General features: G+C 69.9%; 16 protein-coding genes. 10 read left to right on the forward strand and 6 right to left on the reverse strand.

The genetic code is table 11. From position 1 onward, the window contains the following. Window positions 1–10: 10 nt before the first annotated feature. The 3 genes from glgB to glgX form a co-directional block, all read right to left on the reverse strand. Window positions 11–2,218 carry a 1,4-alpha-glucan branching protein GlgB gene (gene glgB, locus KYX17_RS03650; RefSeq protein ID WP_243225445.1) on the reverse strand — a complete coding sequence of 736 codons (2,208 nt, stop codon included), beginning with the start codon at window positions 2,216–2,218 and terminating at the stop codon, window positions 11–13. After that, the gene (locus KYX17_RS03655) at window positions 2,215–4,287 is read right to left on the reverse strand and encodes a maltotransferase domain-containing protein (protein ID WP_243225454.1); all 2,073 of its coding nucleotides are present in this window, start codon (window positions 4,285–4,287) and stop codon (window positions 2,215–2,217) included. Before KYX17_RS03655 ends, glgB begins: the two co-directional genes overlap by 4 nt. Before the next feature lie 64 nt (window positions 4,288–4,351). Beyond that, entirely contained in the window at window positions 4,352–6,424 is a 2,073-nt protein-coding gene (gene glgX, locus KYX17_RS03660) for a glycogen debranching protein GlgX (protein ID WP_243225458.1), read from the reverse strand. A 93-nt stretch (window positions 6,425–6,517) separates the two neighbouring features. Between glgX and KYX17_RS03665 the strand changes: the two genes are divergently transcribed. The 4 genes from KYX17_RS03665 (at window position 6,518) to KYX17_RS03680 (ending at window position 11,743) form a co-directional block, all read left to right on the forward strand. After that, a complete protein-coding gene (locus KYX17_RS03665; protein ID WP_243225459.1) occupies window positions 6,518–7,693 on the forward strand; it encodes a cysteine desulfurase family protein in 1,176 nt (391 codons plus the stop codon). Between the two features lie 9 nt (window positions 7,694–7,702). Beyond that, on the forward strand, window positions 7,703–8,800 hold the full coding sequence (mnmA, locus tag KYX17_RS03670) for a tRNA 2-thiouridine(34) synthase MnmA (RefSeq protein ID WP_283818072.1): 1,098 nt from the start codon (window positions 7,703–7,705) through the stop codon (window positions 8,798–8,800). A gap of 100 nt (window positions 8,801–8,900) precedes the next feature. Next, the gene (gene ligA, locus KYX17_RS03675; RefSeq protein ID WP_243225461.1) at window positions 8,901–11,267 is read left to right on the forward strand and encodes an NAD-dependent DNA ligase LigA; all 2,367 of its coding nucleotides are present in this window, start codon (window positions 8,901–8,903) and stop codon (window positions 11,265–11,267) included. Further along, window positions 11,264–11,743, forward strand: coding sequence for a hypothetical protein (locus tag KYX17_RS03680; RefSeq protein WP_243225462.1), 480 nt, complete (start codon window positions 11,264–11,266; stop codon window positions 11,741–11,743). The genes ligA and KYX17_RS03680 overlap by 4 nt, the downstream gene beginning before the upstream one ends. A 39-nt stretch (window positions 11,744–11,782) precedes the next feature. Here the strand turns inward: KYX17_RS03680 and KYX17_RS03685 are convergent, their stop codons facing one another. From KYX17_RS03685 to KYX17_RS03695, 3 genes are all read right to left on the reverse strand, one after another. Beyond that, on the reverse strand, window positions 11,783–12,061 hold the full coding sequence (locus KYX17_RS03685) for an acylphosphatase (protein ID WP_243225464.1): 279 nt from the start codon (window positions 12,059–12,061) through the stop codon (window positions 11,783–11,785). 187 nt (window positions 12,062–12,248) lie between these two features. Continuing rightward, window positions 12,249–14,072 (reverse strand): DEAD/DEAH box helicase, encoded by a 1,824-nt coding sequence (locus tag KYX17_RS03690; protein ID WP_374208918.1) that lies wholly within the window; start codon window positions 14,070–14,072, stop codon window positions 12,249–12,251. Between the two features lie 48 nt (window positions 14,073–14,120). Beyond that, complete coding sequence (locus KYX17_RS03695) at window positions 14,121–15,821, reverse strand: long-chain-fatty-acid--CoA ligase (protein WP_243225467.1); 1,701 nt, start codon at window positions 15,819–15,821, stop codon at window positions 14,121–14,123. A gap of 65 nt (window positions 15,822–15,886) precedes the next feature. On the opposite strand from KYX17_RS03695, the gene gatC reads away from it, so the two are divergent. The 6 genes from gatC (at window position 15,887) to KYX17_RS03725 (ending at window position 21,497) form a co-directional block, all read left to right on the forward strand. Next, window positions 15,887–16,186 carry an Asp-tRNA(Asn)/Glu-tRNA(Gln) amidotransferase subunit GatC gene (gatC, locus tag KYX17_RS03700; RefSeq protein WP_243225469.1) on the forward strand — a complete coding sequence of 100 codons (300 nt, stop codon included), beginning with the start codon at window positions 15,887–15,889 and terminating at the stop codon, window positions 16,184–16,186. Further along, window positions 16,183–17,700 (forward strand): Asp-tRNA(Asn)/Glu-tRNA(Gln) amidotransferase subunit GatA, encoded by a 1,518-nt coding sequence (gene gatA, locus KYX17_RS03705; RefSeq protein ID WP_243225471.1) that lies wholly within the window; start codon window positions 16,183–16,185, stop codon window positions 17,698–17,700. Before gatC ends, gatA begins: the two co-directional genes overlap by 4 nt. After that, window positions 17,700–19,214: an Asp-tRNA(Asn)/Glu-tRNA(Gln) amidotransferase subunit GatB gene (gene gatB / locus KYX17_RS03710; RefSeq protein ID WP_243225474.1), complete on the forward strand. Its 1,515-nt coding sequence runs from the start codon at window positions 17,700–17,702 to the stop codon at window positions 19,212–19,214. The genes gatA and gatB overlap by 1 nt, the downstream gene beginning before the upstream one ends. Before the next feature lie 103 nt (window positions 19,215–19,317). Continuing rightward, window positions 19,318–20,574, forward strand: coding sequence for a DNA polymerase IV (locus tag KYX17_RS03715; RefSeq protein ID WP_243225477.1), 1,257 nt, complete (start codon window positions 19,318–19,320; stop codon window positions 20,572–20,574). 37 nt (window positions 20,575–20,611) lie between these two features. After that, on the forward strand, window positions 20,612–20,929 hold the full coding sequence (locus tag KYX17_RS03720) for a hypothetical protein (RefSeq protein ID WP_243225478.1): 318 nt from the start codon (window positions 20,612–20,614) through the stop codon (window positions 20,927–20,929). Continuing rightward, on the forward strand, window positions 20,913–21,497 hold the full coding sequence (locus KYX17_RS03725; protein WP_243225479.1) for a hypothetical protein: 585 nt from the start codon (window positions 20,913–20,915) through the stop codon (window positions 21,495–21,497). The genes KYX17_RS03720 and KYX17_RS03725 overlap by 17 nt, the downstream gene beginning before the upstream one ends. Window positions 21,498–21,499 lie beyond the last annotated feature (2 nt).

Consider the following 21,499-nt stretch of genomic DNA (forward strand, 5'->3'; position numbering starts at 1 on the left):
CGTGCCAGTGTCAGCCGTGCGACACGGTGGGCACGTGCGGCTCGGGCTGGTGACGCAGCCACAGGGTCGAGAGGGCAGGCAGCGTGATCGCGGCGACCGGGGATCCCCCGTCCTCCGCGGGGTGCGCCACGACCATTCCCAGATTCCCCACGCCGTGGCCGCCGAACTCCGCCGCGTCGGTGTTGAGGACCTCCTGCCAGACGCCCTCCCTGCAGAAGATCAGCGGCAGGGCCGTGCGCGTGACTCCGGCGAAGTTGCTGACGACGACGAGGCGGCCGCCGTGCGCGTCGCGCCGTTCGAACGCGATCACGTTCGGATCCCAGGACGGTCCGCCGAGGCGCGTGAACGAGGAGGCGTCGCCGTCCCTCTCCCATAACGGCGCCTGCGCGCGATACGTCGTGTTCAGGGCGCCGACGAAGCCGAGCAGATCTCGGTGCGCGGGCTGCTCCAGCAGCCACCAGTCCAGCTCCCGCGACTCGGACCATTCCGAGAGCTGACCGAACTCCTGGCCCATGAACAGCAGGTTCTTGCCCGGGTGGCCCCACATGTAGGCCAGGTAGGCGCGGGCGTTCGCGAGACGGCGCGCGTGGTCACCCGGCATCTTGGCCAGCAGACTCCGCTTGCCGTGCACGACCTCGTCGTGACTGATCGGGAGGACGTAGTTCTCGCCGAACGCGTACACGAACGAGAACGTCATCTCGCCCTCGTGATGTGAACGGTGCACCGGATCGCGCTGGATGTACAGCAGCGAGTCGTTCATCCAGCCCATGTTCCACTTGAACCCGAAGCCGAGGCCGGCGTGCTCGGTCGGCGCGGTGACGCCCGGGAAACTGGTGGACTCCTCGGCGATCATGACGATCCCCGGATGGTGGCGGTACGCGGTCGCGTTCGCCTCCTGCAGGAACCGGATGGCTTCGAGGTTCTCCCGTCCGCCGTGGACGTTCGGCTCCCATTCGCCGTCCTTGCGCGAGTAGTCCAGGTAGAGCATGGACGCGACCGCGTCCACACGGAGGCCGTCGACGTGGAACTGCTCGAGCCAGTACAGCGCATTGGCGACCAGGAAGCCGCGGACCTCGGGGCGGCCGTAGTCGAAGATCAGGGTTCCCCAGTCCTGATGCTCACCGCGGCGCGGATCGGGGTGCTCGTACAGCGCTTCGCCGTCGAACCGGGCGAGTGCGAACGCGTCCTTCGGGAAGTGACCGGGCACCCAGTCGAGGATGACGCCGATCCCGGCGCCGTGCAGACGGTCGATGAGGTACCGCAGATCGTCCGGAGATCCGAACCGGCTGGTCGGCGCGTAGTAGCCGCTGACCTGGTACCCCCAGGAACCCCCGAACGGATGCTCGGCCAGCGGCATGAACTCCACGTGCGTGAATCCGGTGGTCTTGACGTGTTCGATCAGGGGGGCGGCGATCTCGCGATATCCGAGCCCTTCCCGCCAGGATCCGAGGTGCACCTCGTAGACCGACATGGGCTGAGCGACGGCATGCGTGGCGGCGCGCCTGGTCATCCACGCGCCGTCCTGCCACACGTGCGCGGATGCCGTGACGACCGACGCGGTCTCGGGAGGTGTCTGCGCCTCCTGTGCCATCGGATCGGCCTTGAGGATCCAGCGGCCGTCCCGGGTGAGGATCTCGTACTTGTACCGCGTCCCGATCGTGACGTCCGGGACGAAGAGCTCCCAGACGCCGCTCGCCCCCAGGGAGCGCATCGGATGACCGGAGCCCTCCCAGCCGTTGTGATCGCCGACGACCCGTACGGCCCTGGCGTTGGGGGCCCACACCGCGAACGCTGTGCCGAGTTCGGATCCGTGCGCCCGCGGGTGCGCACCGAGGACCTCCCAGAGACGCTCGTGCCGGCCCTCGGCGATCAGGTGCAGGTCGAGTTCGCCGACGGTCGGCAGGTGGCGGTACGGATCACCCGTGACGGTCTCCGACTCCCCGGCGTACACGGTGGCGATGCGATAGGCGACCGGAGGTCCCTCGTGCCGCGCCTCCCATATGCCGTGCGCGGCATGGGTCAGCGCGAGCCGCTGACCGTCTGCGAACACGACGCTCACGGTCTCCGCCAGCGGCCGACGGACCCGGATGGTCGTAAGGGTGCGTCCGGCGGCATCTGTCATCGGATGGGCGCCGAGGACGTCATGCGGCGCATGGTGCGCCCCGGCGGCGATCTGGCTCCAGTCCTCGGTGGCTGCGACGTCCTCGACAAAGCTCATGATCGCTCCTTCACTGCCAGGATGTGCACCGGCTCGGCGAAGGCGTCGAGTCGGACGTAATCGTGGTCCGTCCAGGTCCACACCTGACCCGTGATCAGGTCCTCCACATCGAACGCGTCGCCGGGTTCGATGCCCCACACCCGTGTGTCGAGATGGACGGTGGTCTCGCGCACGGAGTGGGGGTCCACGTTGGCGACGACGAGGATGGTGTCCGGCGCGCCCGTGCCCGTGAAGGCGGCGTCCAGATGCTTGGAGTACACCAGCACCGCGTCGTCGTCGCTCCAGTGCACCGATAGGTTCCGCAGCTGCAGGAGCGCGGGGTGCGCCCGCCGGATCTCGTTGAGGCGTCGCAGGAACGGGGCCAGGGAGTCGCCGTCGCGTTCCGCTGCGGCGAAGTCACGCAGCTTGTACTCGTACTTCTCGTTGTCGATGTTCTCCTCGGACCCCGGCCGCGCGATGTTCTCGAAGAGCTCGTACCCCGCGTAGACGCCGTAGACGGGCGCTGCGGTCGCGGCGAGCGCCGCGCGGACGCGGTAGGCCGCCCGGCCGCCGAACTGCAGGTACTCGGTGAGGATGTCCGGGGTGTTGACGAAGAGGTTCGGCCGCAGGTAGTCCGCCGTCTCGGACGCGAGCGACGTGAGGAACTCCTCGAGCTCGGTCTTCGTGTTCCTCCAGGTGAAGTACGTGTAGCTCTGCTGGAAGCCCGCCGCGGCGAGGGCGCGCAGCGGGGCAGGGCGCGTGAACGCCTCGGCGAGGAAGACGACGTCGGGATGCCGGTCGGTCACGCGCGCGATGAGCCATTCCCAGAACCACAGCGGCTTGGTGTGGGGGTTGTCGACGCGGAAGATCCGCACGCCCTGCGCGATCCAGTGCTCGACGATCCGCAGCACCTCGGCGCAGATGCCCTGGGGGTCGTTGTCGAAGTTGATCGGATAGATGTCCTGATACTTCTTCGGCGGATTCTCGGCGTACGCGATGGAACCGTCCGGAAGCGTCGTGAACCACTCCGGATGCTCGGCGACCCACGGATGGTCCGGGGAGGCCTGCAGCGCGAGGTCGAGCGCGACCTCCAGGCCGGCCGTCTGCGCCGAGCGGACGAAGGCACGGAAGTCCGCGAGCGTTCCGAGGTCGGGGTGGACGGCGTCGTGCCCTCCCTCGGCGCCGCCGATCGCCCACGGCGAGCCGGGCTCGTCGTCACCCGCATGCAGCGTGTTGTTCCGGCCCTTGCGGTGCGTGCGTCCGATCGGATGGATCGGCGGCAGGTAGACGACCTCGAAGCCCATGTCCGCGACGGCGGCGAGGCGCTTCGCGGCGGTACGGAACGTGCCCGAGACGATGCGGCTGTCGGCCGCGCGCTTCGCGCCCTCCGAACGCGGGAAGAACTCGTACCACGCACCGACGCCGGCCCGCTCGCGCTCGACGAGCACGCTCTGCAGCTCCGTCGCGGAGATCAGCGAACGCAGCGGGCGCTGCGCGAACAGCCGGGAGAACTCGGGGCTGGTCGCGGTGTCCAGTGCGCCTGCGGCGTCGGCGCGGCCCAGGTCGGAGGCCGCGGCCGCCAGCCGGCGCCGCTCGGCGGCGGGACGGTCCTTCTCGGCGGCGGCGCGGGCGAACAGCTCCGCACCGGCCGCGGTCATCACGGCGACGTCGACACCGGCGGCGATCTTCACGGCGGCGGCGTGAGCCCAGGTCGCGAAATCGTCGCCGAACGCCTCGAAGCGGTAGCGCCAGGTTCCGCGGGCATCCAGGGCGATGAGCACCTGCCACTCGTCGGTACCGTCCTGCAGCGGAGTCAGCCGATGCAGTGACTCGGTGCCGTCCGGTGCGGTGAGGCGGAGGTGAACGCCGATCCGATCATGCCCTTCCCGGAATGCGATGACGCGGAACGGGACGACCTCGCCCGCGAACGCCTTCGCGTGGAATCCGCCGGGCACCGACGGACGCGGGTCCGACAGCGGGATGCGGCCGGTGCGCACTCCTTCGGCGACAGCGGTCGGCCTCGCGTGCCGCAGGGGGATCTGGGCGGGACTCCGGAGAGCCTCGGAACGGGTCACCGTGCGTGCGGCCATAACCCGAATGTACCGCTCCGAGAGCGCGCGTGACAGCCGGTGACGGGCGGGGTCGGGCCCCCGATCATTCCACCCGGAACAGGTGCATCGAGGTGCCCGGTATCGGCAGCACGTCACCGGGCGCGAGGACGCGGGGTTCGGCATCCGGATGCTCGTCGGCGCTGGACCACAGGGACACGAATCGGGTCGCGTCCTCGATGGCGTCCGGGAGGGTCACGTCGATCGGCGCCTCCGTGCCGTGGACGATCAGGAGGATGCGGTTGAACTCCTCCGACTCCGGAGTGGACGCCGCGACGTACTGCAGCGTCCGGTTCCCCGGATCCGTCCACTGCTGCTGCTCCATCGTCTCGCCGTTCTGGTCGTACCAGTCCATGACGCTCGCGTTGGGGATGTGCGCGCCGAGCCGGGCGTAGCGGCTGGGCCGGAGCGCGGGGTTCTCGCGACGCAATCGGGTCAGCGCGGCGACGTGCGCGCGCAGATCCTCCTGCCACGGCTCGTGCTCCCAGGACAGCCAGGTCAGGGCGGAATCGTGGGCGTAGGCGTTGTTGTTGCCGCGCTGGGTGCGGCCGGTCTCGTCCCCGGCGGTGAGCATCGGGATGCCGGCGGAGAGCAGCAGCGTCCCGAGGATGTTCCGCATGGCCTTGCGGCGGGCGGCGAGGATCGCCGGATCGTCGGTCGGCCCCTCGGCGCCGTGATTGAAGGCGCGGTTCATGTCGGCGCCGTCATGGTTGTTCTCGCCGTTGGCCTCGTTGTGCTTGACGTCGTAGGAGACCAGATCGTTCAGGGTGAACCCGTCGTGCGCCGTGACGAAGTTGATGCTCGCGAGCGGGCCCCGTTCCTCCGTGAACGTGTTCGAGGAACCGGCCAGCCGCGTCGCGAACCCGCCGATGCCCACCGGCGCCGAAGCCCGACGGGCGTAGTCGATGTCGCTGAGCCAGAAGTTGCGGACGCGATCGCGGTAGCGGTCGTTCCACTCCAGGAACCCGTCCGGGAAGTTGCCGGTCTGCCAGCCGCCCAGGCCGACGTCCCAGGGCTCGACGATCATCTTCGCGTCCTGCAGCGCCGGATCGTCCAGGATCGCCCGCAGAAGCGGATGCTCCCGGTCGTACTCGTGCCGGGCGTTGCGTCCGAGGGCGGTGGCCAGGTCGAAGCGGAAGCCGTCGATCTGCATGTCGTTCGCCCAGTAGCGCAACGAGTCCAGCACCAGTCGGGCCGCGGCGTCCGTCGCCGTGTTCAGCGTGTTGCCGCAACCGGTCGTGTCGACATAGGCGCCGTCCGGCTGCTGGCGGTAGTACCCGGCGTTGTCGATGCCTCGCAGGCTGGAGCGCGGACCGCCGATGCCCTCTTCCGAGGTGTGGTTGTAGACGACGTCGAGGATGACCTCGAGGCCGGCCTCGTGCAGCAGCCGAACCATGCCCTTGAACTCGGCCAGCACGGCTTCCGGGCCTTCCTTGCGGGCGTCCTCGCTCGCGTACGCGGCATGCGGCGTGAAGAAGTTCAGGGTGTTGTAGCCCCAGTAGTTCGTTAGTCCGCGCTCGAGCAGGCGCGGCTCGGGGACGAACGCGTGGATCGGCAGGAGCTCGACGGACGTGATCCCGATCGACTGCAGGTACTCGATCATGGCGGGATGAGCCAGGCCCGCGTACGTGCCGTGCAGCGCCGGGGTGACACCCGGATGCCGCTTCGTCATGCCCTTGAGGTGCCCCTCGTAGATGACGGTGCGATCCAGGGGCACATGCGGCTTCGCCACCCCGCCCCAGTCGAATCCGTCGGCGATGACGACCGATCGCCACTCCTCGTAGCCGTCGCCCTGCGCGAGTCCGCGGGCATAGGGATCGAGCAGCAGGGTCTCGGGGTTGAACGTGTTGCCCGGACCGTGCGGGCCGCCGACGCGAAGCGCGTAGCGGGTCCCCGGCTGCAGCAGCGACGTGGTGATCTCCCATACTCCGCCGGGACGGCGCTCGAGCGGTGCGGTGTCGGTCACCCAGTCGAGGTCGGACTCGTCGAACACGACCAGCTCGACGGATGACGCGTTCTGCGACCAGATGCGCAGTGTGGCAGTGCCGTCGTGCAGACGGACGCCGAGGTCGTCGAGAGCGGGGCCGCCGGGGGCGGCGAACACACGGGGCGCGGGCATGAATACACCCTAGGCGGGATGTGTTGCCGTCTCATGACGGTCCGGACTCGGTTCCACCGTTCCGTGTGGCGGAATCCGGGGGAGAATCGAAGCATGCGGCACTACCTGGACCACGCGGCGACGACACCGCTGCGCCCCGAGGCGCGCGACGCCTGGATCGATGCCACGTCGGTGATCGGCAACGCCGCGTCGACGCACGGTGCCGGTCAGGACGCCCGCCGGTTGCTGGAGGAATCCCGTGAGCGCATCGCCGCGGTGCTCGGCTGCGACCCGATCGAGGTCGTGCTCACCTCAGGAGGGACGGAATCGATCAACACTGCGCTGCGCGGCCTCTGGCAGTCGCGTCCGGACGGGACCACCGCGATCGTCCTGCCGGATGCCGAGCATCACGCCACGATGGACACGGTGGCGGCGCTCGCGGGTGAGGGAGCCGAGGTGCGGGCCGTACCGGTGACGGCCGAGGCGCGTATCGATCCGGAGGCGTTCACCCAGGCTCTCCCCGGGGCAGCGATGGCCACGGCCCTGGTGGCGAACAACGAGGCGGGGACCGTCAACGATGCCCCGGCGCTGGCACGCGCCGCCGCGAAGGCGCGAGTGCCGCTGCACCTCGACGCCGTTGCCGCCCTGGGCCACGTCGACGTGTCGTTCCGGGGCCTGCGCGGAGGCGCACCGGATGCGTCCGGGCTCGTGGCGATGAGCGTCGCGGGGCACAAGATCGGGGCCCCGGTCGGCGTCGGGGCGCTCGTGGTGGCTCGCACCGCGAGGATGGGTCCGCTGCTGCGCGGAGGCGCCCAGCAACGCGGACTGCGTGCCGGGACGCAGGACATCGCCGGTGCGTCCGCCTTCGCCGTGGCGCTCGAGGCGGCCGAGGCCGAGCGGGCCGGCGAGTCGGAGCGCCTGCGCGTGCTGCGGAATCGCCTGGTGTCGGGCATCCTCGACCGGGTGCCCGAAGCCGTGCTCCTGGGGGACCCCGTCGACCGCCTGCCGGGCAACGCGCACGTGCTCTTTCCCGGGGCGGTGGGGGAGAGCCTGCTGTTCCTCCTGGATGTCGCCGGCATCGCGGCATCCACCGGGTCCGCGTGCCAGGCCGGAGTCGCGGAACCCTCCCACGTCGTGCTGGCGATGGGGCGCGGCGAGCAGGACGCGCGCAGCGCCCTGCGCTTCACGCTCGGGCGGACCTCGACGGATGAGGACGTGGACGCCGTGCTCGCCGTCATCGCGGACACGTATCTTCGGGCATCCGGCTCCGGCTCAGGCATCCGCTCGTAGACTGGGGGCATGCGGATCCTGGCGGCGATGAGCGGTGGTGTGGACTCCGCCGTCGCGGCCGCACGAGCCGTCGAGGCGGGCCACGAGGTGGTGGGCGTGCACCTCGCGCTGTCGCGCGCGGGAGGGACGCTGCGCACCGGCAGCCGCGGCTGCTGCACGATCGAGGACGCCATGGACGCCCGCCGGGCGGCGGATCGCCTCGGGATCCCCTTCTACGTGTGGGACTTCTCCGAGCGCTTCCGCGACGACGTCATCGACGACTTCATCAGCGAGTACCAGGCGGGACGCACACCGAATCCGTGCATGCGCTGCAACGAGAAGATCAAGTTCGCCGCGCTCCTCGAGCGCGCGCTCGAGCTCGGCTTCGACGCGGTCTGCACGGGTCACTACGCCACGCTCGTGGACGGCGAGGGCGGTCTGGAACTGCATCGCGCGTCCGACAACGCGAAGGACCAGTCCTACGTCCTCGGCGTGCTCACCGCCGAGCAGCTCGCACACACCTACTTCCCGCTCGGATCGACGCCGTCCAAGGCGCTCGTGCGCGCCGAGGCGGCCGAGCGCGGCCTCAGCGTCGCGCAGAAGCCCGACAGCCACGACATCTGCTTCATCCCGGACGGCGACACGCGCGGCTGGCTGGCCGAGAAGGTGGGCACGGCCACCGGCGAGATCGTGGATCGCACCGGTGCGGTGGTGGGGACTCACGAGGGCGCGCACGGCTACACGGTCGGTCAGCGGCGGGGCCTGCACCTCGGTGTTCCGGCGCCGGACGGCAAGCCGCGCTTCGTGCTCGAGGTGCGCCCGGTGTCCAACACCGTCGTCGTCGGTCCGAAGGAGGCGCTGGCGATCGCCGAGATCTCGGGGGAGCGTTTCAGCTGGGCAGGTGCCGCGCCGGTGGACGACGCGTTCGCGTGCGAGGTCCAGATCCGTGCGCACGCCGATCCCGTCCCGGCGCAGGCGTTCGCGTCGGAGGCCGGCGTCCGCGTCGTGCCGGAGCATCCGCTGGACGGCGTTGCGCCGGGGCAGACGGCCGTGTTGTACGTCGGCACCCGTGTGCTCGGCCAGTTCACGATCGACACGACGGTGTCGGCGGTCCCGGTCGGGGTGTAGGACCCAGCGCGTGTCGGCTCGGGCGCCGCTCCGCGACATCCGCGCCGTGTTAACCCCGAAGAACCCGGGCGATGTCGGTGCGCGCTCGTAGACTCGACCTGTGCCCGAGAACATCTCGCTGGAAGAAGCCCGTGTCGAGGCCGAGGAGCTGACGACCCGCATCCTCGAGGCGAAGGACGCCTATTACGGTCGTGACACGTCGCTCGTCGACGACGCCACCTACGACGGCTGGATGCACCGCCTTGAGGAGTTGGAGCGCCTGCATCCCGAGCTGCAGGGCCAGGACTCGCCGACGCAGATGGTCGGAGCGGCCGAGGCGACAGGGCTCGCCACGATCGAACACGCCGAACGGATGCTGAGTCTGGACAACGTCTTCTCCGTCGACGAGCTGCGGGAATGGGCCTCGAAGACGCAGAACGCCGCTGGTCGCGAGGTGGCGTGGCTGACGGAGCTCAAGATCGACGGGCTCGCGATCAATCTCCGCTACGAGAAGGGCGTGCTGACCTCGGCGGCGACGCGCGGGGACGGCCGTGTCGGCGAGATCGTCACCGAGAACGCTCTCCGACTGCCGGAGATCCCCGAACGCCTGAGCGGCGAAGGGCATCCGGACATCGTGGAGGTCCGCGGGGAGGTCTTCATCCCGGTCGCCGCGTTCGAGCGGCTCAACGCCGCGCAGGCCGACTTCCGCGAGCGGGCGTACGCGGATTCCCTCGCGCGCTGGGAAGCACGGAGGGGAGCGAAGAGACCGTTCGAGGAGGAGAAGGCGCGCGCGGCGGCGGCACGGCGGTTCCCGGCGTTCGCCAATCCGCGCAACGCTGCCAGCGGTGGTCTGCGCCAGCAGCTGGACAAGAAGGACGGTCTCGAACTCGAAGCGGGACTTCTGCGCATCGAATCCCTGGCGATGTACGTGCACGGCATCGGCGCATGGCAGAACCCGCCAGTGACGGCGCAGAGCGAGGTCTACGAACTGCTGGCCGGATGGGGTCTGCCGACGAGTCCGCACGCGAAGGTGTGCCACGGGATCGATGAGGTGACCGAGTTCGTCGAGTACTTCGGCGAGCATCGGCACGACATCGAGCACGAACTGGACGGCATCGTCGTGAAGGTCGACGAACTCGCCCTGCACGACGAGCTGGGCATGACCAGTCGCGCGCCCCGGTGGGCGATCGCGTACAAGTACCCGCCGGAAGAGGTGCAGACGCGGCTCCTCGACATCGTCGTGTCCGTCGGACGCACCGGACGGGCCACGCCGTACGCGGTCATGGAGCCTGCGCATGTCGCCGGCAGCGTCGTGCGCCAGGCGACGCTGCACAACAAGGACGTCGTGAAGGCCAAGGGCGTGCTGATCGGGGACACGGTCGTGCTGCGCAAGGCCGGCGACGTGATCCCGGAGGTGCTCGGCCCCGTAGCCGACAAGCGCGACGGCACGGAGCGCGAGTTCGTGATGCCGGAGCGCTGTCCGGAGTGCGGCACTCCGCTGCGCCCGATGAAGGAGGGCGACATCGACCTCCGGTGCCCGAACGCGCGCTCCTGCCCGGCGCAGGTGCGGGGACGCGTCGAGCACATCGGGTCCCGTGGCGCGCTCGACATCGAGGTCCTCGGCGAAGTGACCGCCGCGGCGCTCACACAAGCAGAAGCGCCTGCTGTGGCGCCGCTCGACACCGAGGCCGGTCTGTTCTCCCTGGCGCTCGAAGACCTCGTGCCGATCTCGGTGGTGGTGCGCGACGGCGAGACGGGAGAGGCGAAGGTCGACGAGGAGACCGGCGAGTTCGTGCGACGTGCGCCGTTCCAGAAGCTCGGGCCGGCGCAGTATCCTCCCGGGACCGAGACCCTGGACCCCGCGGAGCGTCGACGGCAGGGCATCCGGAAGGATTACCGAGAGGTGCTGCCGTCCGAAGCGGCCGTGAAGCTGATCGCCGAGCTCGAGAAGGCGAAGACCAAAGAGCTCTGGCGCCTGCTCGTCTCGCTGAACATCCGTCACGTCGGTCCCGTCGCCGCCCGCGCGCTCGCGCAGTGGTTCGGGTCGCTGGACGCGATCCGTGCGGCCACGCGTGAGGAACTCGCCGCGGTGGAGGGCGTCGGCGGGATCATCGCGGATTCGCTGCTGGCCTGGTTCGACGTGGACTGGCATCGGGACATCGTCGACAGCTGGAGCGCGGCGGGCGTGCAGTGGACGACACCCGGGCACCCGGGACCGGGAGCGGCCGTGGTCGCGGGCGGAGTCCTGGACGGCCTCACGGTGGTGGCGACGGGCTCTCTCGACGGCTACACGCGAGAGGGTGCCCAGGAGGCGATCATCAAGGCCGGAGGCAAGGCGGCCTCGAGCGTCTCCAAGAAGACCGACTTCGTCGCCGCAGGACCCGGCGCCGGATCGAAGCTCGCGAAGGCCGAGGATCTCGGCATCCGGATCCTGGATGCCGAGCAGTTCCACATCCTCGTCACGGAGGGACCGGACGCACTCGCGTGAAGCGCTACGGCCCGTTGATCGCCGTCTCCGGGGTGCTGGTCATCGGAGATCCCGGACGGCACCATCTGCGGCTCACCCCGGATGCGGTGATTCTGCGAGACGGAACCCAGGGCCGCGGGGTGCACGCGTGGGATCACGTGGAGCGCGTGACGCTCGATGTACCGACCACGCGATTCCGCCTGCCCGGTCTGGTGAGCACGCTCGTACTCGGGGCCGTCACGGTGGTCACCGCCGACATGCTCGATGTCGACCCGGACGACGGGGCTGCCGAGCTCCTCGTGGACGGCGAGTCCACGAGGGTTCCGCTGAGCAGGCACCATGTGGGCGGCTACTGGGCGCCGACCGTCGACGGCGCTCACCGTCTGCTGGATCATCTCATCCGCACGCCCGCCCAGCGGTCGTTGCTTGCGCGCCCGGAATCCGTGATCGACGTCGCGGCGAAGCTCGCCCGATCCGGGGCGGATGTCGGTGGCTGACCGACTCATCGTGCTCAACGGCATGGCAGGAGCTGGAGGTCACTCGGTCGCGCGGATCTCGAAGCCGTCGAGCCCGCGTCGCGCAGTGAGCTCGCGCACCTGGACCGCGTCGACACGCGCGTGCCGGGGACCGGCTCGCATCGCCCCGACGACAGCCTCGACGTCGACCCGGTCGCCGTGCAGCTCCGCCTCCACGGAACCGTCGCGGCGGTTGCGCACCCAGCCCGTGAGACCGTGCTCCGAAGCCAGATCCTGCACGAACCATCGGTAGCCGACGCCCTGCACCCGACCGGTGACGCTCACCTGTACCGAGGTCATGTCAACATGCGCACGTGGCGCAGTTCATGGAGGCCGCTCACCATCACCCCACGCTACTCGACTCGCGAGACTTGTTTTCCGGGGTGAGACAGAGCCACACGGGCCAAGTCTCGCCTCGCAGAGCAAGTCTCGCGGGCGGCGGCGACGGGGCGACGGAGGCGACAGCGGCGAGCGACAGCCTCAGACGCTAGCCCTTGTGCCGCGGCTTGCGGAACGGCTTGCCGTCGCGGTCGTCGCTGCGGGAACCGCGCTCGTCCCGGCGACGATCGAACCGGTCGCTGCCATCGCGCGGTGCACCACGCCGGGCGCTGGGGCCGCGGTCGGGCGCGATCTCGATGAGCCGGCCGGAGATCCGCGTGTCGCGGAGCCTGTCGAGCACGGCAGGGTCCAGGTTCGCCGGGAGCTCGACGATCGAGAAGTCCGGCTTGATGTTGATGGCTCCGAAGTCATCGCGACCCAGGCCGCCCTCGTTCGCGAGCGCGCCCACGATCTGCCGCGGCTCCACGCGATGGCGCCGGCCGACCTCGATGCGGTACGGGGCGTAGTCGCCGCGTCCACGGCGTTCGGTGCGCGCCGGACGCGCTTCGCGGGCGTTCTTCTCGCGCAGCGGACGGTTGTCGCGCTCGACCGAGCGGGCCAGCGGGTCGTCCGCCGGATCGAGCAGCAGCGGCGTCTCGCCTTGGGCGACGACTGCCAGCGCCGCGGCGACATCGGACTCGGGTACATCGTGGTGGCGCACGTAGTGGTCGATGATGTCGCGGAACTTCTCGATCCGGCCCGTCTCGCCGAGCGCCGCCGTGATCGCGTCGTCGAAGCGCGCGAGGCGAGTGCTGTTCACGTCCTCGGTGCTGGGCAGCGACATCTGGGTCGGCTGCTGGCGCGTCGCCTTCTCGATGTGCTTGAGCAGGTAGCGCTCGCGCGGCGTGATGAAGCTGATCGCGTCGCCGGTGCGGCCGGCACGACCGGTGCGACCGATGCGGTGCACGTACGACTCGGTGTCGGTGGGGATGTCGAAATTGACGACGTGGCTGATGCGTTCCACGTCCAGGCCGCGGGCGGCGACATCGGTGGCGACGAGGATGTCGAGCTTGCCGTCCTTGAGCTGGTTCACGCTGCGCTCGCGTTGCACCTGCGGAACGTCGCCGTTGATGGCGGCGGCTGAGTAGCCCCGCGCGCGCAGCTTCTCGGCGAGCGTCTCGGTCTCGTTCTTCGTCCGGACGAACACGATCATCCCGTCGAAGTTCTCGACCTCGAGGATGCGGGTGAGCGCGTCCACCTTCTGCTGGTACGAGACGACGAGGTAGCGCTGGGTGATGTTCGTGTTGGTCGCGGTCTTGGACTTGACCGTGATCTCCTCGGCATCCCGCAGGTACTGCTGCGCCAGCCGCCGGATCTGAGCGGGCATGGTCGCGGAGAACAGCGCGACCTGCTTGTCCTCGGGGGTCTGGGCGAGGATCTGCTCGACGTCCTCGGCGAAGCCCATCTTGAGCATCTCGTCGGCCTCGTCGAGGACGAGATACTTCAGCTCGGACAGGTCGAGCGTGCCCTTCGCCAGGTGGTCCATGATGCGCCCCGGCGTGCCGACGACGACGTGGACGCCCCGGCGCAGCGCCGACAGCTGGACGCCGTAGCCCTGGCCGCCGTAGACCGGCAGCACGTGCACGCCCTTCATGCGGGACGCGTAGGACTCGAACGCCTCGCACACCTGCAGAGCGAGTTCGCGGGTCGGAGCGAGCACGAGCGCCTGCGGGGACTTCTGCGACACGTCCAGCCGCTCCAGCACCGGCAGCGCGAACGCCGCGGTCTTGCCGGTTCCGGTCTGCGCCATGCCGACGACGTCGCGGCCGCCGAGCAGTGTCGGGATCGTCGCGGCCTGGATCGGAGAGGGCGTCTCGTAGCCGAGATCGCGGATGGCCTTCAGGACCGGCCCGGTGATGCCGAGCTCCTCGAATCCGGGGGTCGCGGGGGAGTCCTCGGGGGCGTCGGTCAGCGCTGCGTCTTCAGGGGTCACTTCCTAAAGGTAGCGCCCCGGGGCGGCCTCTGTCTGTGAGGGTGCCCTTCAGGCGCCGGTCGTCAGCGCCAGCAGCTTCTCCTTCACCTGCCGACGCAGCACCTTGCCTATCAGGGATTTCGGCAGCTCGTCGACGAGGAAGATCCGGCGCGGCACCTTGTACGGGGTGAGGATGCCGCGGGCGAAGTCGCGGATCGCCTCGACGTCGATCTCCTCGTCGCCGTCGACGACGACGGCTGCGACGACCTCCTCGCCGGAGTGGTCGCTGGGAAGCCCGACGACCGCGGCGTCGGAGACCTGGGGATGCTGGCGCAGCGCGTTCTCGACCTCGGTCGGGGCCACGTTGAAGCCGCCGGTGATGATGAGCTCCTTGATCCGGTCGACGATGCGCACGAACCCGGCCTCGTCGATCGAGACGATGTCGCCGGTGCGGTACCAGCCGTCGACGAAGACCTCCTCGGTCGCCTCCGGCTTGCCGTAGTAGCCCGAGAACACCTGCGGACCGCGGACGACGAGCTCGCCGGCGGTTCCGGGCTCGACGTCGCGCGTCGGCTCCTCCGGATCGACCACGCGGCATTCGGTGCCCGGAAGCGGGAGACCGACGGTGCCCGGGACACGGTTCTCGGCGACGGGGTTGGCCATCAGGACGGGGGAGCATTCGCTCAGTCCGTAGCCTTCGACGAGGAAGCCGCCGGTGGCTTCCTCGAACGGTACGACGAGCTCATGCGGCAGCGCCATCGCTCCGGAGATGGCGACCTCGATGCCCTCGAGCGACACGCCCTTCGCCTTCGCCGCGGTGAGCAGACGGTCGGCAATGGGCGGCACGAGCGGCAGGAAGGTCGCGGGATGCTTCTTCACCACGTCGAGCACGAGGTCCGGGTCGAACTTCGGGAACAGCACGAGGCGCGCGCCCATCGACATCGCGAAGGTCAGGCACAGAGTGAGTCCGTAGGCGTGGAACATCGGCAGGACCGCATACACGACGCATCCGTCGCCGCGCCGGATCGAGGGGACCCACGACTGCGACTGCGCCGCGTTGGCCAGCAGGTTGCGGTGCGTGAGCGCCGCGCCCTTCGGGGTTCCCGTGGTGCCGGACGTGTACTGGATGATCGCGAGGTCGTCGGTCTCGGGGCGAGGATGCGTCGACGGCAGGGGATCGGAGGAGACCACGCGCTCCCACAGGATGGTCCCGCGCACCTTCTCCGTGAGCGCCGCGCGGGACTCGCGAGCCTTGGCGACGGGCAGCTTCAGGGCGAGCTGCGTGAGCCGCGGCATCCCCTTCGTGACGTCCACGGAGACCAGCGTCGACACGGCGAGGTCGGCAGGGAACTCCTGGACCGTCGCGACGACCTTGTTCCAGACGATGGCGTGCTTCGCGCCGTGGTCCTCGAACTGTTTGCGCAGCTCCCGCGGCGTGTACAACGGGTTGTGCTCGACGACGACAGCGCCCAACCGGAGCACGGCGTAGAACGCCACGATGTGCTGCGGGCAGTTCGGCAGGACGATCGCGACAGGGTCGCCGGCCTTCACACCGAGGTCGCGCAGGCCGGCGGCCGCACGATCGATCGCCTCCTGCAGTTGCGCGTAGGTCGTCTCCCGCCCGAAGAACTGCAGCGCCGGGGCATCCGGATAGTCGCGGGCGGACGCCGCGACGATGTCGATGAGAGAGCCCTGCACCGGTGCGAGGTCCTCGGGAACGCCCGGCGCGTAGCTGGCGACCCAGGGACGAGGGGGATCGAACGTCGTCATGCGCACCAGCCTATTGCGGGCCGGCGGCGTCGCAGGGGATCCGACGCCGCAACTAGACTGGTCGGGTGTCTGAAATCACCCCCGAACTCGTACGCCATCTCGGCGTGCTCGCGCGCATCCAGCTGAACGACGACGAGGTGACGCGGCTGACGGGCCAGCTCGATGCCATCGTCGACAACATCGCGAAGGTCTCCGAGGTCGCCACGGCCGACGTGGTCGCCACGAGCCACCCGATCCCTCTCGCGAACGTCTTCCGGCCCGACGAGGTCGGTCAGACGCTGACGCACGAGCAGGTGCTGCAGAACGCACCGGACGCCGCGGACGGCCGTTTCCGCGTCACCGCGATCCTGGGAGAAGAGCAGTGAGCGACATCATCCGCTGGACCGCCGCAGAGCTCGCGGACAGACTGCAGGCCGGTGAGGTCTCCAGCCGCGAGGCCACCCAGGCGCACCTCGACCGCATCGCCGCCGTTGACGGCGACGTGCACGCGTTCCTGCACGTGAACGACGGAGCCCTGGATGCAGCCGACGCGATCGATGCGGCTCGCGCTTCCGGCGAGCAGCTGCACCCGCTCGCCGGCGTGCCGCTGGCGATCAAGGACGTGCTGGTCACGACCGACCAGCCGACGACGAGCGGGTCGAAGATCCTCGAGGGCTACCTGTCTCCGTACGACGCCACGGTCGTGGCGCGCTCGCGCGCGGCCGGCCTCGTCGCACTGGGCAAGACCAACATGGACGAGTTCGCGATGGGCTCGTCCACCGAGCACTCCGCGTACGGCCCCACCCGCAACCCCTGGGATCTCGACCGCATCCCCGGCGGCTCCGGCGGCGGCTCGGCCGCGGCGGTGGCCGCCTTCGAAGCACCGCTCGCCCTCGGCTCCGACACCGGCGGGTCGATCCGACAGCCGGCGCACGTGACGGGCACGGTCGGCATCAAGCCGACCTACGGCGGGGTCAGCCGATACGGCGCGATCGCGCTGGCGTCCAGCCTCGACCAGGTCGGACCTGTGACGCGCACCGTGCTGGACTCCGGCCTGCTGCACGACGTGATCGGCGGGCACGACCCCAAGGACTCGACCTCGCTCACCGACACCTGGCCCTCGTTCGCCGAGGCCGCCCGCGAAGGGGCCAGGGGCGACGTCCTCAAGGGCCTCAAGGTGGGAGTGCTCAAGGAGCTGCCGGATTCCGGGTTCCAGGCCGGCGTCGCGGCATCCTTCCGCGAGTCCCTGGCACTGCTTGAGGCCAACGGCGCCGAGATCGTGGAGATCTCCGCACCGCACTTCGAGTACGGCGTGGCCGCGTACTACCTGATCCTGCCCGCCGAGGCATCCAGCAACCTCGCGAAGTTCGACTCGGTCCGCTTCGGTCTGCGCGTGACCCCCGAGGGCGGCGCCACCGTCGAGGACGTCATGTCCGCCACCCGGGAGGCCGGGTTCGGCGACGAGGTCAAGCGCCGGATCATCCTGGGCACCTACGCCCTGTCCGCCGGGTACTACGACGCCTACTACGGCAGCGCGCAGAAGGTCCGCACGCTCATCCAGCAGGACTTCGCGAACGCCTTCGCCGAGGTCGACGTGATCGCGACGCCGTCCGCGCCGACGACCGCGTTCAAGATCGGCGAGCGCGTCGACGACCCGCTCCAGATGTACCTGAACGACGTCACCACGATCCCCGCGAACCTCGCCGGGGTTCCCGGCATCTCGATCCCGTCCGGGCTCGCGGCGGAAGACGGATTGCCCGTCGGCATCCAGTTCCTCGCGCCGGCGCACGAGGACGCCCGTCTGTACCGCGTGGGCGCCGCCCTGGAGACGCTCCTCGTCGATTCGTGGGGGGCACCGCTGCTCACCCGCGCCCCGGAGCTCGTGGGAGGGAACCGCTGATGGCCGCCGCCAAGCTGATGGACTTCGACAAGGCGCTCGAACTGTTCGAGCCCGTGCTCGGCTTCGAGGTGCACGTCGAGCTGAACACCGAGACGAAGATGTTCTCCGACGCGCCGAACCCGGCGAACGACCGTTACCACGGTGCAGAGCCCAACACCCTCATCGCTCCGGTCGATCTCGGTCTTCCCGGCTCGCTGCCGGTCGTGAACGCCACGGCGATCCGCTCCTCGATCAGCCTCGGCCTCGCGCTGGGCTGCTCCATCGCAGAGTCGAGCCGGTTCGCGCGGAAGAACTACTTCTACCCGGATCTGGGCAAGAACTATCAGATCTCCCAGTACGACGAGCCGATCGCGTACGAGGGCTCCGTCGAGGTGGAGCTCGAGGACGGCGCGCTGGTGACCGTTCCGATCGAGCGCGCGCACATGGAGGAGGACGCGGGCAAGCTCACGCACATGGGCGGGGCGACCGGACGCATCCAGGGTGCCGAGTACTCGCTGGTCGACTACAACCGTGCCGGAGTGCCGCTCGTCGAGATCGTCACCAAGCCGATCTTCGGCGCCGAGCACCGTGCGCCGGAGATCGCGAAGGCCTACGTCGCCGCGATCCGCGACATCGTCCGCGGCCTCGGCATCTCGGAGGCCCGGCTCGAGCGCGGAAACCTGCGCTGCGACGCCAACGTGTCTCTGCGTCCGCGCGGCCAGGAGAAGCTCGGCACCCGCACCGAGACGAAGAACGTCAACTCGATGCGCTCGGTGGAGCGCGCCGTGCGATACGAGATCCAGCGTCAGGCGGCGATCCTCGCAGACGGCGGGACGATCATCCAGGAGACCCGGCACTGGCATGAGGACACCGGAACGACTTCGCCGGGACGACCGAAGTCGGATGCCGACGACTACCGCTACTTCCCCGAGCCCGACCTGCTGCCCGTGCAGCCGACCGCGGAGCTGATCGAGGAGCTGCGTGCGGCTCTGCCCGAGCAGCCCGTCGCACGTCGCCGCCGTCTCAAGGCGGAATGGGGGTTCACGGACCTGGAGTTCCAGGACGTCCGCAACGGCGGGCTGCTCGACGAGGTCGCGGCGACGATCGCCGCCGGCGCCAGCCCAGCCGCTGCGCGCAAGTGGTGGACCGGGGAGATCACGCGCCTCGCGAACGCAGCCGAGCGGGATGCCGCCGAGCTGATCAGCCCGGCGAACGTCGCCGCCCTGCAGCAGCTGGTGGATGCCGGGACGCTCACCGACAAGCTGGCACGCCAGGTGCTCGAGGGCGTCATCGCCGGCGAGGGCTCCCCACAGGAAGTCGTGGACGCCCGAGGTCTCGCGGTCGTGTCGGACGACGGGGCGCTGATCGCGGCGATCGACGACGCGCTGGCCGCGCAGCCCGATGTCCTTGCGAAGATCAAGGACGGCAAGGTGCAGGCCGCCGGTGCGATCATCGGCGCGGTCATGAAGGCGATGAAGGGCCAGGCCGACGCCGCGCGCGTGCGCGAGCTGATCCTGGAGCGCGCAGCGCAGTAATCGACCCGCCATATGGTGCGAATGCCCGCGACACGCCGATGCGCGCGGGCATTCGCGCCGAACAGACGGGCTCGATGTCGGTGGTCGCGGCGAGAATGGTGCCATGGGGCGCGGTGACGGTTCTGGCCGCATCGTCTCACCCGAGGGTGCAGACGATGCGGGTACGCGCATCCTGCACGTCGACATGGATGCGTTCTATGCGGCGGTCGCGGTCCTCGACGACCCGTCGCTGCGCGGCCTGCCCCTGATCATCGGGGCCCCGGACGGGCGCTCGGTCGTGTCCAGCGCGTCCTACGAGGCGCGCCGATACGGCGTCAGGGCGGCGATGCCGGTGTCGCAGGCGATGCGTCTGTGCCCGACGGCACGCATCGTGCTGCCCGACTTCGCGCGGTACCAGGAGGTCTCGCGCCACGTCATGACGATCTTCGAATCGTTCACGCCGCTCGTGGAGCCGCTGTCGGTCGATGAGGCGTTCCTCGACGTCCACGGCGTGCGCCGGTTGTGGGGGAGTCCGGCGCGGGTCGCGCGGCTGATCCGGGAGCGGGTGCACGCCGAGGTGGGGATCACCTGCAGCGTCGGCGTCGCCGCGACCAAGCACGTCGCCAAGATGGCCTCGACGATGGCGAAGCCCGACGGCATGCTCGTCGTCGCCGCGGCCGACACGCAGGACTTCCTCGCTCCGCGACCGGTGCGGGCGATGTGGGGCGTGGGGCCGAAGGCCGCGGAGGCGCTCGAGGCGCGCGGCATCCGTACGATCGGCGACATCCGCGAGTCGGCGCCGGAGATGCTGGACCGCGCGGTGGGATCCGCGCTCGGGCAGCGCCTGATCGAACTCGCGCGCGGCGAGGATCCTCGCTCGGTCGAGACCACCCGCGTCGAGAAGAGCGTGGGGCACGAGGAGACGTTCGACGTCGACATCACCGATCGCGAGGAGATCCGCTCGGAGCTCCTTCGCCTCGCGGATCGCGTCGCGGCACGTCTGAGACGGGCCGAATGGGAGACGCGCACCGTGGCGATCAAGATCCGGTTCGACGACTTCACCACGGTCAACCGGTCTCAGACGCTGTCCGAGCCGACGGCGGTCGGGCAGCGCATCGGAACAGCCGCACAGGAACTGTTCGCGCACATCGATCGGCGAAGCCCCATCCGTCTCGTCGGGGTGCGCGCCGAGAGGCTGCAGCCGGCCGGCGCCGGCGCCTTCGCACTCTGGGACGACGACGAGGACTGGCGCCGGGTCGAAGGAGCGCTCGACAGCGCCCGGGCGCGCTTCGGGAGCGCCACGATCACCCGCGCCCGTCACCTCGGTCGCGGCGACGGGCGGGGTGCCCCGCAGCATCCGAGGGCGAGCGGGACGGAATGACCTTCGCAGCACGGAACATGTCGGCTAGCGTGGAGCAATGCCCAACATCGCACTGGAACTCGGAAAGCAAGCGGCCGTCTTCGGCGTGAAGAGCGCCTACGGCGAACCGCAGGACGTGGACGGTGTCAGCATCACGCCGGTGGCGCTCACCTGGTCGGGGTTCGGCGGCGGGTCGGATCAGGAACGCGACGGCGGAGGCGGCGGAGGGGTCTCGATCCCGCTCGGCGTCTATGTGCGTCGCGAAGAGGGACTGCGGTTCGAGCCGAACCTGGTGTCGCTGCTCGCCGTCGGGATCCCGTTCGTCTGGGTCGCCGGACGTGCGCTCGCGCGTGTGATCCGTGCGCTCAAGAAGTAGCCAGGACCCGGTCTCAGCAGCACTGGACGTCGCGGCGGACCAGGTGGTCGCCGCGATCGCGGAGGTGTCGGCGGCCAATCCCGTCGTGCTGATCGACGGACGAAGCGGCGCGGGCAAGACCAGCCTGGCTCGGCTCGTCGAGCAGCGCTGGCCTCTGACCGGGCGACCGCAGCGCATCGCGATGGACTCGCTGTACCCCGGGTGGGACGGACTGGATGCCGGGACCGACCGTGCGCTCGACGGCATCCTCCGTCCGCACGGCCGCGGACGGATCGGCACGTGGCACCGCTGGGACTGGGACCACGGGCAGGATGCCGAGAGCCACGCGGTGGATCCCGCGCTGGGCGTCATCCTGGAGGGCTGCGGGACCATCACACCGCGCACGGCGCCGCTCGCAGACGTCCGGGTCTGGGTGGACTCACCGGACGCCGCGCGCAAGGCGCGTGCGCTGCACCGCGACGGTGACGCGTTCCGCCCGCACTGGGAGCGGTGGGCCGCGCAGGAGCAGGCGCACATCGATCGCGACGATCCTCGTCAGCTGGCCACGGTGCTGGTGCGGATCCCGTGACG

The sequence above is a fragment of the Microbacterium sp. CIAB417 genome, assembly GCF_022788845.1.

Coding starts and splice junctions, on each gene's coding strand:
- mnmA (WP_283818072.1), top strand. CDS start 7,703: ATGCGGATCCTGGCGGCGATGAGCGGTGGTGTGGACTCCGCCGTCGCG.
- glgX (WP_243225458.1), bottom strand. CDS start 6,424: ATGCCCGCGCCCCGTGTGTTCGCCGCCCCCGGCGGCCCCGCTCTCGAC.
- KYX17_RS03655 (WP_243225454.1), bottom strand. CDS start 4,287: ATGGCCGCACGCACGGTGACCCGTTCCGAGGCTCTCCGGAGTCCCGCC.
- KYX17_RS03715 (WP_243225477.1), top strand. CDS start 19,318: ATGGGGCGCGGTGACGGTTCTGGCCGCATCGTCTCACCCGAGGGTGCA.
- gatB (WP_243225474.1), top strand. CDS start 17,700: ATGGCCGCCGCCAAGCTGATGGACTTCGACAAGGCGCTCGAACTGTTC.
- KYX17_RS03720 (WP_243225478.1), top strand. CDS start 20,612: ATGCCCAACATCGCACTGGAACTCGGAAAGCAAGCGGCCGTCTTCGGC.
- glgB (WP_243225445.1), bottom strand. CDS start 2,218: ATGAGCTTTGTCGAGGACGTCGCAGCCACCGAGGACTGGAGCCAGATC.
- KYX17_RS03665 (WP_243225459.1), top strand. CDS start 6,518: ATGCGGCACTACCTGGACCACGCGGCGACGACACCGCTGCGCCCCGAG.
- KYX17_RS03685 (WP_243225464.1), bottom strand. CDS start 12,061: ATGACCTCGGTACAGGTGAGCGTCACCGGTCGGGTGCAGGGCGTCGGC.
- KYX17_RS03695 (WP_243225467.1), bottom strand. CDS start 15,821: ATGACGACGTTCGATCCCCCTCGTCCCTGGGTCGCCAGCTACGCGCCG.